Source organism: Bradyrhizobium sp. UNPF46, from assembly GCF_006658625.1.
GTDB lineage: Bacteria > Pseudomonadota > Alphaproteobacteria > Rhizobiales > Xanthobacteraceae > Bradyrhizobium > Bradyrhizobium nitroreducens.
Map to the genome: position 1 here is coordinate 122611 of NZ_LFJB01000021.1, position 13749 is coordinate 136359.

The window sequence follows — 13749 nt, forward strand, 5'->3', positions numbered from 1 at the left end:
CGACTGTCTCGGATCGCGAGATGGAGGTCCCATGCAAAGACCTGCGGACGCTGCTGACTTGGACTACGGCTCGATCAGCGCCCTTCTCGGCGCCCTGCACGCGCGCAAGATGTCGGCGTCGGAGTTGCTCGAACGTACCATCGCACGCATCGAGGCGCTGGATGGCAAGATCAACGCCATCATCGTTCGCGATTTCGATCGCGCCAGAGACGCCGCGCGAGCCGCCGATGCTGCGCTCGGCCGCGGCGAGCGGCTGCCGTTGCTTGGCATCCCCGTCACCATGAAAGAGCCGTTCAACGTCGCCGGCCTGCCGACGACCTGGGGCTTTCCACATTTCAGGGATTTTCGGCCAGCGGAAGACGCGCTCGTCGTCTCGCGGCTGAAAGCGGCGGGCGCCATCATCATCGGCAAGACCAATATCCCGATCGGCCTCAGGGATTTCCAGAGCTACAACGAGATCTATGGCACGACCAGGAATCCATGGGATCTCGACCGGTCGCCCGGCGGCTCCTCGGGCGGATCGGGCGCGGCGCTCGCCGCAGGCTTCGGCCCGCTCTCGATCGGCTCGGATATCGGCGGCTCGATCCGGGTACCCGCGCATTTCTGCGGCGTGTTCGGACACAAGCCGAGCCTCGGCCTGGTGCCCCTGCGGGGATACAGCCTGCCGCCGACGCCGCCTGTTCCCGGCCAGGGCGATCTCGCCGTCCTTGGGCCGATGGCGCGCACCGCCTCGGATCTGGCCCTGTCGCTCGACGTCATCGCCGGCCCCGACGATCTGCGCGACGGGGTCGGCTATCGGCTCGCACTACCCGCCCCTCGCCATGCCGCTCTCGAGGACTTCAGGATCCTCGTGATCGATACGCATCCGCTGATGCCGACAGGTGACGCCGTGCGCTCTGCCATCGGACGATTGGCCGACCGGCTTGGCAGATCCGGCGTCCATGTCGCGCGTGCCAGCGCCTCGCTGCCTGATCTTGCGGACTCCGCGCGGCTCTACATGAGGCTGCTCAACGGCGCGCGAAGCCCGCGCCTGACACCCGCCGCGCTCGCCGAGGCGCAAGGCCTTGCCGCGGCTCTCTCGTCCGAAGACCGCAGCCTGCAGGCCGAACGCGCCCGCGGCTGGGGCATGCTCCATCGTGAATGGCTCGCAGCCGACGCGGCCCGGCTGCAGCTGCAGCAACGCTGGCAGCAGTTCTTCCGCGAGTTCGACGCGGTGATCTATCCCGTCGCCACCGTGCCGGCCTTTCCGCACGACCATTCCGAGCCGTTCGAGGCGCGGCAGCTCGACATCGACGGCAAGCTCTACAATTACTCCGATGCGTGCTTCATCTGGGCCGACCCCGCCTCGACCTGCGGACTGCCGGCGACCGCCGTTCCGATCGAGCGCACACCCACAGGCCTGCCGATCGGCGTCCAGATCATCGGCCCCTATCTGGAGGATCGCACGACTATGACGCTGGCCGGGTTGATCGAACGCGAGTTCGGCGGCTTCGTCCCGCCGCCGTCGCTGTGAGAAAAAGGACGGCGACGCTGAAAGCTGCCGGGATAAACGTGCCGCCGTGCTTCTCGGAACGGTATCAAGCGCGAGAAATGCGAGCGCTAGCACGGATCCTGGACGTTAGTTACGTTATACTTCTTGGCCGCCAGTACCTGATAACACCACCCTTCCATCAGCGCAGGATGGCTCACATTGTAGAGAGTGCAGTCGAGAATATCCTTGGGGTCGTAGAACTTGAAGACCTGCAGTAGTCCTCCCGTCGGCCCATTGGTGTAGCGACTCTTGAATGTACCCAACGTTTTCCCCACATACGCCCACTGCTTGCCCGACTTAATAACGTTGATGATATAGGTTATTCCGTCGTTCTTGCCGCCGGCGTCGAGAATCTTCTGCCAAGCGTCGGTGGCGCTTGTACCCTCCTTGAATCTCTCGTCCATGATACACATGATCGAGCCGGTGATGTTCGCACTGCCATCCATGCCAAGCTCGTATTTGTGGGACTCTCCTTTGGCGAGACCAAGCACATTTATGCTCATCGATCGTCCTCCCGTTATTTAGCCGGAACTGCTTCTCGGCTCTTCAGAAAAATCATCGAACCAAGGGCGCTTCGCTTCAGTCGCCCTCGATGCAGCTAGACGAACTGCTGCAGGCTTCCGACCGTGGTCATCCCGTAGACCCGCAACGAAGGTCCGCCACGGCCGTCGCGTGGCCAGATCATCCACTCGCCGCGAAAACGCTGGCCGCGCGGCGCCTGTGCGCGTGCATCATTGGTCCAGGTTCCGGCAAACCGATCGAGGTTCGTCGACGTCAGGATGACGAAGTATTGCTCGCCGGGCACCAAGACATACGCGCCCGGGAGGGGAATATCGTGGGATGCGAATGGCGTCGTCCCGGGAAGGGACTTCGAGACGACAACTTTCGGCTCCGGAATCCGCACGACTTGAGAGGGCTCCGGCACGTTCGGTCCGGTGGCAAGCTGCACCACCATATCCTGCCCCTTCATCGGAATGATCACACCACGAAGATGGTAAGGAGTGGTCACCTTGAAGGGGATCACGAAGACGGCATGGTCATATCCGCCCGCCGGCTCGGTTCCGATGACGACATCGCTGACGTATTGCGGCGCGCCGTCGTCGACGTTTTGAAACACGTAAATCCGGCGCGATGCAGCGTCGGCATGCCGAGCCAGATAGAGGACGGCATCCTGCAGCGTTCCGGAGCGAAGGTTTCCGTCGTCATCAAGCACCTCGACGGCCGTCGAAAGCCGTGCGGCGATCTGATACGTGCTATCGAGGTCGCTCGCCGTGTCGTCGAGCGCAACGGCCAACTCATCGTAGAATGCAGACACTTTGGCCGATGTCGCCACCAGCGCGGAGTCGCCTTTCTGGGCTTCTTCGAGCCAGACCTGGTGCTGCTTTAGTTCACTTTCGGCCCCCACGAGCTCCCTGAGCCTGGCCTGAAGTGCAGCGGTGTCCGCCGCCAACTTTGCCATATCGCGTTGCAGCCCAGGCAGCTTCGATTGCTCGTCCCTCAAGTTCTGAATGACGCCATTCAGCTCGCCCTGCTTTCCCTCGATGAGATCCTTGATGTTCTGCACCGCCAAATAGACGTTGTAGCCTGGCACCCAAAACCACTTGCTCATCTTGTCCTGGTTGTCTTCCAACTCGTCTTGAAGCTCCCTGATCCGGGACATCAATTCGGTCATTTTCTTCTGGTAGTTTGCCATGTCGACCTGAGCCTGCTCGAGCTTGGCTACGTCGCCGGCAAGGGCAGCCTGCGTGCTATCGATCTGGGACCTCGCGACAGCCTCCGCATCAATGGTCGAGGCGATCGCTTCGGTGACCGCGTGAAGCCGGGCCTGCGCCAGATCCTCTTCGGTCTTGACGACTTCGTGCAGGCCCTTTGCCGCCTCGCTCAGACTGGCGACGTCGGGCTTCAGGGTCGCCAGCAAGGCGAGTGCCTGGTCGTCCTGTCCGGCGTGCGAAAGTGCGACCGCGCGGGCCAAGCCGTCGACCACGTTCTTTGCGCGTTTGGCATAGACATCCGTATCGCCCATGATTGACGTCCCTCCTCTGGATGGCCTCCGACCTCGACGAGAGGAGAGACGATCGATTGCTGGAAAAGCCTTCGGTCGATGATCCGCAGCCCGGCTCGCAGGTTGCGATTTGGATAAGAGGTCGACGTGCCGATCAAATCGTCGAGCCAAGGAGAGCCAATTCGGCTTTCACTTTGTCCGATCGAGCCGTGGAGGCGAGCTTGTCGTTGGCCAATTCCAACTGGACCTTGGCCTTCAGCGGCTCGAGCAGTGCACGCGCTTCGCTGATGCTCGGCGACAGATTGATGTTCGCGATGGAGGCGTCGCGAGCTTTGATCGACCCCTCCTTATATTCGCGACCGAGGTCGGTCAGCGCCGCCCAACGCGCGAGATAGGCGATCGCAGACGGCATGAACATGTCGCTCAGGTAGTATTCGATCCTCGCCTTTGGATCGTCTCCGCTTGCCAACTCGTCGCTGATCTTGGTGTTGATGTCGGAATCGGCCAGACGATCGCACGCCTTCTTCACGTTTTCCCAGAACTGCCTGGTCACGACCAGGGTCGTGGTGATATTGGCAAAGGCCCAAACTGCGATTTGCAACGCCACCTGAGCTGATTCATGGATCTTCTGCTCAGTGTCTGAAGAGGCGAGTTTCGAGCTCAACTCCGCAAGGTGGGAAACGATTTCACGCTTGGACGCCTCCTGCGCCAATTTCTGGTCGAGCAGTCTCATCTTCTCCTGGCGAACCGACTCGCCCGCCTTTGCGGCATCCTCGGACATTTGCCTGGTGGTTTTTCCCGCATCGTCGAGACCTGCGGCAACGCCGGCGGCCGTCGACCCGTCGCTCTTCTTGGCGCCTGTGCCTTTGTCTGCGGCGGTATCGTTGGCGGCTCCGGTGTCGAGGCCACCACCACTGGCCTGCTCGGTGGATGCAGATGTTTCGCCGGACGTTTGCTCCGTGGTCTCCTGGCCCGAGCTGGATTGGCCGGGATCTTCCCGGTTCGGCTGGCGCGACAAGTTTGCGGCCACCGTTCCGAGCGGGTTCTTGGCCGCCGTGTAAGCGCCGAACGCCGATCCGAGGCCCGAGGTCACGCTGCTGACAATGCCCGTGATGAAGGCGCGCTCCTCTTCCTTCTCTTCGCGCGATTTGGCGTCTTCATACAGCGCATTGAGCGTGGCGATGCTGCCGGCCAGTTGTTCGTTCATCGACGTTTGCTTGGACTGTTCAGCCGCCATCTGCGCGCGCTCTGCGCGAATCTTGGCCAGAGCGTCTTGCTCCAACGCAGTGAGTTCGAGGGTGTCGTGCTGATCCTTTTGCACGTCGGTCCCGAGCGCTGCGCTCCGGTCGGCCAGGCCCTGCGCCGTTTGCGCCATGGCCGCGGCTTCCTTGCCCGATCTGGTGAGCCGGTCCATCGCACGCTTTTCCTGCCCCTTGACCAGCCAATGAAATGCTTCGGCGACGTCGTTGCCGATGCGACGCCCCGCAGTTTCGAAACTCGTCATCGCAGTGACACAGTCGGCACAAAGATCAAGAAAGACCTTGCGGCGATCGGAGATCGTCGCCTGCACGTGGGTTCCCGCGACGCCGCAGTAAGCCAGATAAAGAAGCTCCGAAACGCGCGACAGATTGGCGATCATTTCATGAAGGTCGAGATCGGTGAGGATCTCCTGCTTTGCCGCCGAGACCAGCGTCGAGCCCGCGTCGGGAAATTTGTCGATCTGGTATGTTTCGGAAGTCTGATCCGGGGTGGTAATTGTCATCGTCGCGCTGGCGGCGTCCAAAGTGACAGCCGCCTTGCTCGTCGTCGCCACGACTGAAGGCATGATCGACCCGCTGCTGGTTTGATGAATAGGAAAATTGCGAAAAGCTGCTTGGTGCCAATTTCGCCACCTTAGCGATCCACAAACGCAGATTGTGTGATATAGATTGCACAATCAAAACTAAATTCGCTTCAAATCATCAGCATGAAGATCGAGCGGGCTCGTCGTATGGCCCCCTCATCTCTCCTCAATGTTCGGGTCATGAGCGGAAGCCCAGGCGATCGCCGTGGGCGTGCGGACGGTTCGTCAACTGCAAATGCTACTCCGCTTCCCTCGCGTCGCGTCGACCCAGGGACGCACCGGAACTCCGGCATGGGCGCAAGGCCATGATCTCATTGCCGTCTGGGAACAGCAGCCGGTCGCCCTACTCCCGCGCCGACTGCGCCTCGACCGCCTGCACGGCGACATCAGCCACCTGCCGCAGCGCTTCGCGGTCCGCGCCGGAGGATGCCATCACGCCCATGCCGACCGACACCGCCGAGACATAGCGCGCGAGTGCGGCGGGATCTGAGGACGGCTTCAGATCACCTTCCGCCTTGGCGCGAACAAAACGGTCGCGAAGCTGGTCTTCGTTCTGGGCGCGGCGGGCGGCGAGCTCGAAGGGGACGTTCTCCGAACCGGTGCCGCAGGCGATGCCGCCCTGCACCAGCAGGCAGCCGGGCGGATTGGCGGGATCGGTCTGCTTGTCGGCGATGCCCATCAGCATCCGCTCGGCAACCTCGCGAGCGGTTGGGGCCGCGACCACCTCGTCCATCCAGGCGCCGCGCAATTTGGTGTAGCGGTCGAGCGCGGCCTTCAGCAGGCCTTCCTTGTTACCGAAGCAGGCATAGAGACTCGGGGGGTTGATGCCCATGGCCTCGGTCAGCTGGGCGATCGTGGCGCCCTCATAGCCATGGCGCCAAAACACTTCCATCGCCTGGTCCAACGCCGTTTCGGCGTCGAACTCGCGGGGGCGTCCCATGCGCATGTGCCTGTCTCCTCGGATTCGGCGAGCATCATCAACCTAACGCCGCCCCCTATCTATTTGTTCTAACTTTCTTTTTCTTGTGTCTTCCAATTGTCGCGGTATCGACGTACATTTTTCTTTGCGATTGGTACATAAGTATCTTGCGCTGCGGTATCCAGCTCCACATCTGTAGTGAACACTACATATATGGAGCGCGCAAATGCCCCCCTCCCAAGAAACATCTGCTGCCGGCCGTTTCCGCCGCCTTCTCGGCGGCGTCGCCATTGTCGGCGCCCTTGCCGCCGCCGGCTCGGTCGCGACCGGCCGCTACTTCCACGCCGCCCAGGCGACGGCGACGGCCGCCGCGGCTGAACAGGCCGTCCCCGTCACCGTCGCGCTGATCGAACCGAAGCAGACCGCGCTGTGGGACGATTTCTCCGGCCGGCTCGAGGCCATCCATCGCGTTGAGCTCCGGCCGCGCGTCGCCGGTGCGATCCTGGCGACCAAGTTCACCGAAGGCGCTCTGGTAAAGGCCGGGGACGTCCTGTTCAAGATCGACCCGGCGCCTTACGCGGCGGAGGTCGACAAGGCCAAGGCCCAGCTCGAGGCGGCGAAAGCGCGCGTCGTCTTCACCCAAAGCGAGGTCGAGCGCGGCGCGCAGCTCGTCGGCAACGCCGTCGTGACCCGTCGCGATTTCGATCAGCGCGAGAATGCCAATCGCGAAGCGATCGCCAACGTGAAGGCCGCCGAAGCGACGCTCCAGACCGCCCAGCTCAATCTCGACTATACCGAGGTGCGAGCCCCCGTGGACGGCCGCGTCGGCAAGATCGAGGTAACCGTCGGCAATCTCGTCGCCGCCGGCACCGCCTCCCCGGTGCTGACCTCGCTGGTCTCGGTCAATCCGATCTACGCCTCCTTCGATGCGGACGAAGAAGTCGTGCTGCATGCGCTGAACGCGATCGCGGACGCCTCGGGCCAGCGCGGCAATCTCGACCAGATCCCGGTGGAGATGACGACCTCCGGCGGCCTCTCGGCAAAAGGCCACATCCAGCTGATCGACAACCAGGTCAACGGCCAGAGCGGCACCATCCGCGTCCGCGCGGTGTTCCGGAACGAGGACGGGCGCCTGATCCCGGGCCAGTTCGCCCGCGTGCGCATGGGCCAGCCGAAGCAGCAGACCCTCGTGATGATCGACGAGCGCGCGATCGGCACCGACCAGGACAAGAAGTTCGTGATGGCGGTGGGCGATGACAGCCGCGCCGTCTATCGGCCGGTCACGCTCGGCGGCGCCGTGGACGGGTTGCGCATCGTCACCGCGGGTCTGAAGCCCGGCGACCGCATCGTCGTGAACGGTCTGCAGCGCGTGCGACCGGGCGCCCTGCTCAAGACCGAGGTGGCGGCGATGGGCGCGCGAGGACCGCAGCAGGCTTCCAACCACAGCGATCAGGACGTGGTGCAACGCTAGCGTCATTCCGGGGCGCGACGAAGTCGCGAACTACGGTGCGCATTGCGCACCTGAGAATCTCGAAATTACTGAACTCCGAGCATCTCACCTCTGGATTCCGGGCTCCGCGCGATGCGCGCGCCCCGGAATGACGGGTGGGGCTGTCGGAGAAACCACAGAATATTGCCCAGGGGCAAGACTATGAATCTTTCAAAATTCTTCATCGACCGTCCGATCTTCGCCGGCGTCCTCTCCGTCCTGATCTTCCTCGCCGGGCTGATCTCGCTGTTTGCGATGCCGATCTCGGAATACCCGGACGTGGTGCCGCCCTCCGTCGTGGTGCGTGCGACCTATCCCGGCGCGAACCCCAAGGTGATCGCGGAGACGGTGGCGACGCCGATCGAGGAGCAGATCAACGGCGTCGAGAACATGCTCTACATGTCGAGCCAGGCGACCACCGACGGCGCGATGACGCTGACGGTGACGTTCCGCCTCGGCACCGACCCTGACAAGGCCACGCAGCTGGTGCAGAACCGCGTGCAGCAGGCCGAGCCGCGGCTGCCGGCCGTGGTGCGCCAGCTCGGCATCATCACCAAGAAGTCCTCGCCGGACCTCACCATGGTCGTGCATCTGCTGTCGCCGAACGGCCGCTACGACATGACGTATTTGCGCAACTACGCGGTGCTCAACGTCAAGGACCGCCTGGCGCGGATCGACGGCGTCGGCGACGTCCAGCTCTACGGCGCCGGCGACTATTCAATGCGGGTCTGGGTCGATCCGCAGAAGACCGCCGAGCACGGCCTGACCGCGAGCGATATCGTCAGGGCGATCCAGGCGCAGAACGTCGAGGCCGCCGCCGGCGTGGTCGGCTCCTCCCCCAACGTCAAGGGCATCGATCTCCAGCTCTCGGTCAACGCCGAAGGCCGGCTCGCGAACGAGGATCAGTTCGGCGATATCGTGGTCAAGACCGGCACGCGCGGCGAAGTCGTGCGCCTGCGCGATCTCGCGCGCATCGAGCTCGGCGCCTCCGAATACGGCCTGCGCTCGCTGCTCGACAACAAGCAGGCGGTGGCGATCCCGATCTTCCAGGCGCCCGGCTCCAACGCGCTGCAGATCTCCGACAACGTCCGCGCAACCATGGCCGAGATCAAGAAGAACATGCCTGAGGGCGTGTCCTACCAGATCGTCTACGACCCCACCCAGTTCGTGCGCTCGTCGATCGAGGCTGTGATTCATACGCTGCTGGAGGCGATCGCGCTGGTGGTGCTGGTCGTGATCCTGTTCCTGCAGACCTGGCGCGCCTCGATCATCCCCCTGCTCGCGGTGCCAGTGTCGATCGTCGGCACGTTCGCGGTGATGCACGCGTTCGGCTTCTCCATCAACGCGCTCAGCCTGTTCGGCCTTGTGCTCGCGATCGGCATCGTCGTCGACGATGCCATCGTCGTGGTCGAGAACGTCGAGCGCAACATCGAGGCCGGGCTGTCGCCGCGCGATGCCACCTATCAGGCGATGCGCGAGGTGTCGGGGCCGATCATCGCGATCGCCATGGTGCTGATCGCGGTGTTCGTGCCGCTCGCCTTCATCTCCGGCCTCACCGGGCAGTTCTACAAGCAGTTCGCATTGACGATCGCGATCTCGACCGTGATCTCCGCGGTCAACTCGCTGACGCTGTCGCCGGCGCTGTCGGCGCTGCTGCTCAAGGGACACGACGAGCCGAAGGACCGGCTGACGCTGATCATGGAGAAGGGCCTCGGCTGGTTCTTCCGCGGCTTCAACAGGGCCTTCACCCGCTCCTCGGAGAACTACAGCGGCACCGTCACCAAGGTGATCTCCGGCAAGGCTGCCGTGATGGGGCTCTACGTGGTGCTGGTCGGGCTCACCGCCCTGCTGTTCCAGCAGGTGCCAGGTGGATTCGTACCGGGCCAGGACAAGCAGTACCTGGTCGGCTTCTCGCGGCTGCCCGATGGCGCAACGCTCGACCGCACCGAAGAGGTGATCCGCAAGATGAGCGACATCGCGCTGACCCAGCCCGGTGTCGAGAGCTCGGTGGCCTTCCCGGGCCTGTCGATCTCCGGCTTCACCAACTCGTCCAATGCCGGCATCGTGTTCTCGACGCTGAAGCCGTTCGACGAGCGCAAGGGCGCGGAGTTGAGCGGGAACGCCATCGCGGCCGAGCTGAACAAGAAGTATGCCGGCATCCAGGAAGCCTTCATCGCCATGTTCCCGCCGCCGCCGGTCAACGGCCTCGGCACCATCGGCGGCTTCAAGCTGCAGATCGAGGACCGCGCCGGTCTCGGCTATGACGCGCTGAACGAGGCGACGAACGCGTTCATGGCGGCGATGCAGAAGGCGCCGGAGATCGCCGGCGTGTTCTCGAGCTTCCAGGTCAACGTGCCCCAGCTGTTCGCCGACATCGACCGCACCAAGGCGCTTCAGCTCGGCGTGCCCGTGACGGAGGTGTTCAACACGCTCCAGATCTACCTCGGCTCCTACTACGTCAACGACTTCAACAAGTTCGGCCGCACCTATTCGGTCCGGGTCCAGGCCGATGCGCCGTTCCGCGCCCGTGCCGACGACATCAGGCAATTGAAGGTGCGCTCGTCCTCGGGCGACATGGTGCCGTTGTCGGCGCTGCTCAAGATCCGCCAGAGCGCAGGCCCGGAGCGCGCGATCCGCTACAACGGATTCCTGTCGTCCGACATCAACGCGGCGGCGGCGCCCGGCTTCTCGTCGGGCCAGGCGCAGGAGGCCGCGACGCGAATCGCGGCCGAAGTGCTGCCGCCCGGCTTTGCCTTCGAATGGACCGACCTGACCTATCAGGAGTTCATCGCCGGCAATTCCGGCATCTGGGTGTTCCCGCTGGCGATCCTGCTGGTGTTCCTGGTGCTGGCGGCGCTCTATGAGAGCCTGACCTTGCCGCTCTCGATCATCATGATCGTGCCGATGGGCCTCTTGGCTGCGATGTTCGGCGTCTGGATATCCAAGGGCGACAACAACGTCTTCACCCAGATCGGCCTGATCGTTCTCGTCGGACTCTCGGCAAAGAACGCGATCCTGATCGTCGAGTTCGCGCGCGAGCTCGAATTCGCCGGGCGCACGCCGATCCGGGCCGCGATCGAGGCGAGCCGCCTGCGGCTACGCCCGATTTTGATGACCTCGATGGCGTTCATCATGGGCGTGCTGCCGCTGGTGCTTTCGACCGGAGCCGGCTCGGAGATGCGGCGCGCCATGGGCGTCGCCGTGTTCTCAGGCATGATCGGCGTCACCGTGTTCGGCCTGTTCCTGACGCCGGTGTTCTACGTGCTGCTGCGAACCATCACCGGCAACAAGCCGCTGGTGCATCACGGCAGCGACATCAGCGCGGCTCCGGTCCGGAGTGCCGGGCACTAGAGTTGGAGCATGATCTTGTCGGAAAAGCGCTTCACGCTTTTCCGGATCATGCTCTAGATCAGGGAAATCCCCGATACCAGCAACAGAACGAGCACGGTCTTGCGAAAGACCGTCTCGTTGACGCGGTGAAAGGCGATCACGCCCAGCGCGGAGCCGGCGAACAGCGCCGGCAGGCTGACTGCGAGGTCGACGAACACCTTTGACGACAGATCCTGATGCCCGACCAGCAGCACGATCGCGAAGAGCTGCATCACCGCGATGAAGGGCTGCACCAGGCCGCGCTGCTCGCTCTTGGGCATGCCGCGCATGTCGCACCAGATGGTCGGAACGGCGCCCGGCATCGCCGTCAAGCCGCCGACGAGCCCTCCTCCGAACCCGATCAGCGCGACCCAGTGACGGCCGACGGCTTCGCCGGCGGTCACCAGTGTCGGCCGCAGCAGCATGTAGGCGGCATACAGCGCGACGACGATGCCGAAGCCGCGCCGCAGCAGATGCGTGTCCGTCGACTGCAGCAGCGAGATCGCGATGGGGACGCCGATCAATCCGCCGACGATCAGCATCAGGCTGCCTTCCCAGCGGATGTTGCGCCGGAGCGCCCACAGATTGGTCGCCTGCACGCCGATGCTGCAGGCCATCATCAGCGGCACGGCTTCGAGCGGCTGGAACACGCGCAGCAGGATCGCGCCTGCGACGGCCGAAAACGCGAAGCCCGAAAGCCCCGAGACGAAGGCGCCGGCAAACACGGCAACGCTAAGCAGAATCAGAGTCGCGACATCAGGCACGGACCGTCCTCCGGTCAATCGTAGGGAATCTGCGGAACGTCGGCGGCAGCAAGGCCCTCGGGGCAGACCGCTGCCTCGTGCGGGAACGATGCGTGCATCGCGTGGGCGTGGGATCGTTCCAGAATTGCCAGGCCGACCAGTTGAAGAGCGACGAGCGCCGCGGTCAGCGCGATTGCAACGATGTTGAAATTACGCGCGTTCGAAGGCCGGGTGGCCGGCGGCTGTTTCGCGCACATCAGATCCGTGGGCATTTCTCGAAATATCCTCTTCCCTGCTGACCGAGACGATCTCGTTCAAAGGCAATGTTTCGTCCGGCCGGGCCAGCAAATGGTGATAGCGCCGCAATGCGCGCTGCGCCTCGATTCTGCGCTGCTCGTGAAACACGGCGCCGACGCGAGCGACGATGTCGCGGAACTTGTCGACCATGACAAATGACGTCCTTCGCATGACGACCTCCTCTCAACCCGTGCGAGAGATTGGTGGGCTTCACTCCAACCCGCTGTGAGTTGCTTCACAGAGGAACTGATCGGTCGAACAAGAAATCGTGTGACTGGTCACTAGATCAGAACGCAAAAAAACGCGTCATTCGATCGAATGACGCGCGGTCACTTCATCATGATGTGTTCGGCTTGAACCTATCGCGCGCTGCGGCGATGCGGCTCGCCCTCGATGCGCATCAATGCAGCAGCGGATTGGAAAATCCCGCGGCGAGCTTGACCAGATCGGCCTGACGGGAAACGCCGGTCTTGGCGAAGACGCGATGCAGATGCGTCTTCACCGTCGTCTCCGCGATCCCCAATGCCGCCGCGGTCTCCGGCACGCCGCCGACCTCGACGATCGACTGCAGGACCCGCAATTCCGCCGGCGTCAGCTCGAACGCGCGGTCGATCAGGCCGGCGCATGAGCGACTGTCGAGTTCCGCCTTCCAGACGAGCAAGGCACCGACCGCCGATGTGCGCTCCGTCGCGCCGTCGCGCAGCAGCGACGGCAATGCAATCACGTGGGCGACGTAGTGCGATCCGTCATGCGCCGTCAGCGGAATCTTCCGCCCCATCGCCGCCGCCACGGCCACCTCTGCCGGATCACGGAAGATGTTGCGCAAGGCGAGATTCGCCTCCGAGGATCTCGTCACGAGCCGGCCAGCCATGGAACGCAGGACGTCGTCAGCCGCGAGGATCGTCTCCGCGGCCGGATTGCTGTGAACGATGCGGCAGGTCGAATCGAGCAGGATGACGCCGGCATTCAGCTGATCCACGACGTCGGCCAGCGCGGTCGCGCGCTGCTGCTTCCGCTCGATCGCGCGGTTGATCAGCAGCGCCCGGCTCGCGTGCGGAACGAGGGATTGCATGCGCGCGCGTTGCTCGCGGTCGAGCATCTCCCTGCCCGGGATGACGGTCATCAACATCGGGCACGGCGACTTCGACTGCTCCAGCACGACGTTGGCAACGTCGACGCAGCCCTGAGGACGGAGCCATTCCTGGTAAAAGCGGCCGCGGCGGTACTCGTCGAAATTCACGAGGTCCGGAATGTTGCGCACCTCGCCGTACCGCGGAAGCCGGGCGAGCGGATCGTAGCGCGAGTAAGTCTCGGAATAGAGCTGGATGTAGTGCGGATCGACCCCGCAGTAATAGTGGGTTGCGCCCGACTTGCTGACCGTATCCTTCGAGATCAGGCCACAGGCCTGGCTGCCGATGAACGAATTGAGCATGACCACGACATCGCTCCACAACTCAGGGTGGAGCCCTGCATCGTAGATGCTCTCGATCAGCTCGGAATGCTTGGGAACTCGGGACATCCGAAGAGCCATGGTCAGACGCGCAAGCTGCGGAAAT

The 13749-nt window shown here is 63.5% G+C and carries 11 protein-coding genes; 3 read left to right on the forward strand and 8 right to left on the reverse strand.

Annotation, left to right across the window (positions count from 1 at the left end):
• The first annotated feature begins 31 nt into the window (after positions 1-31).
• Entirely contained in the window at positions 32-1513 is a 1482-nt protein-coding gene (locus UNPF46_RS10180; protein WP_142249922.1) for an amidase, read from the forward strand.
• A gap of 86 nt (positions 1514-1599) precedes the next feature.
• Here UNPF46_RS10180 and UNPF46_RS10185 read toward each other — a convergent pair whose 3' ends face one another.
• From UNPF46_RS10185 to UNPF46_RS10200, 4 genes are all read right to left on the reverse strand, one after another.
• Positions 1600-2034, reverse strand: coding sequence for a hypothetical protein (locus tag UNPF46_RS10185; RefSeq protein WP_100180507.1), 435 nt, complete (start codon positions 2032-2034; stop codon positions 1600-1602).
• 95 nt (positions 2035-2129) lie between these two features.
• Positions 2130-3554, reverse strand: a complete 1425-nt coding sequence (locus UNPF46_RS10190; RefSeq protein ID WP_142249923.1) for a coiled-coil domain-containing protein — start codon at positions 3552-3554, stop codon at positions 2130-2132.
• Positions 3555-3687: 133 nt separating this feature from the next.
• Positions 3688-5358 carry a hypothetical protein gene (locus UNPF46_RS10195; RefSeq protein ID WP_142249924.1) on the reverse strand — a complete coding sequence of 557 codons (1671 nt, stop codon included), beginning with the start codon at positions 5356-5358 and terminating at the stop codon, positions 3688-3690.
• Positions 5359-5719: 361 nt separating this feature from the next.
• On the reverse strand, positions 5720-6322 hold the full coding sequence (locus UNPF46_RS10200; protein ID WP_142249925.1) for a TetR/AcrR family transcriptional regulator: 603 nt from the start codon (positions 6320-6322) through the stop codon (positions 5720-5722).
• Positions 6323-6521: 199 nt separating this feature from the next.
• Here UNPF46_RS10200 and UNPF46_RS10205 point away from each other — a divergent pair, with 199 nt between their 5' ends.
• Both UNPF46_RS10205 and UNPF46_RS10210 read left to right on the forward strand, forming a co-directional pair.
• Complete coding sequence (locus tag UNPF46_RS10205; protein ID WP_142249926.1) at positions 6522-7766, forward strand: efflux RND transporter periplasmic adaptor subunit; 1245 nt, start codon at positions 6522-6524, stop codon at positions 7764-7766.
• A gap of 180 nt (positions 7767-7946) precedes the next feature.
• Positions 7947-11135 (forward strand): efflux RND transporter permease subunit, encoded by a 3189-nt coding sequence (locus UNPF46_RS10210; protein ID WP_100180502.1) that lies wholly within the window; start codon positions 7947-7949, stop codon positions 11133-11135.
• Positions 11136-11188: 53 nt separating this feature from the next.
• Here UNPF46_RS10210 and UNPF46_RS10215 read toward each other — a convergent pair whose 3' ends face one another.
• From UNPF46_RS10215 to UNPF46_RS10230, 4 genes are all read right to left on the reverse strand, one after another.
• On the reverse strand, positions 11189-11917 hold the full coding sequence (locus UNPF46_RS10215) for a sulfite exporter TauE/SafE family protein (protein ID WP_100180501.1): 729 nt from the start codon (positions 11915-11917) through the stop codon (positions 11189-11191).
• Positions 11918-11931: 14 nt separating this feature from the next.
• Entirely contained in the window at positions 11932-12168 is a 237-nt protein-coding gene (locus UNPF46_RS10220) for a hypothetical protein (protein ID WP_142249927.1), read from the reverse strand.
• Positions 12107-12343, reverse strand: a complete 237-nt coding sequence (locus UNPF46_RS10225; protein ID WP_246668627.1) for a hypothetical protein — start codon at positions 12341-12343, stop codon at positions 12107-12109. Before UNPF46_RS10225 ends, UNPF46_RS10220 begins: the two co-directional genes overlap by 62 nt.
• Positions 12344-12593: 250 nt before the next feature.
• The gene (locus UNPF46_RS10230) at positions 12594-13712 is read right to left on the reverse strand and encodes a helix-turn-helix transcriptional regulator (protein WP_142249929.1); all 1119 of its coding nucleotides are present in this window, start codon (positions 13710-13712) and stop codon (positions 12594-12596) included.
• Between the last annotated feature and the right edge of the window lie 37 nt (positions 13713-13749).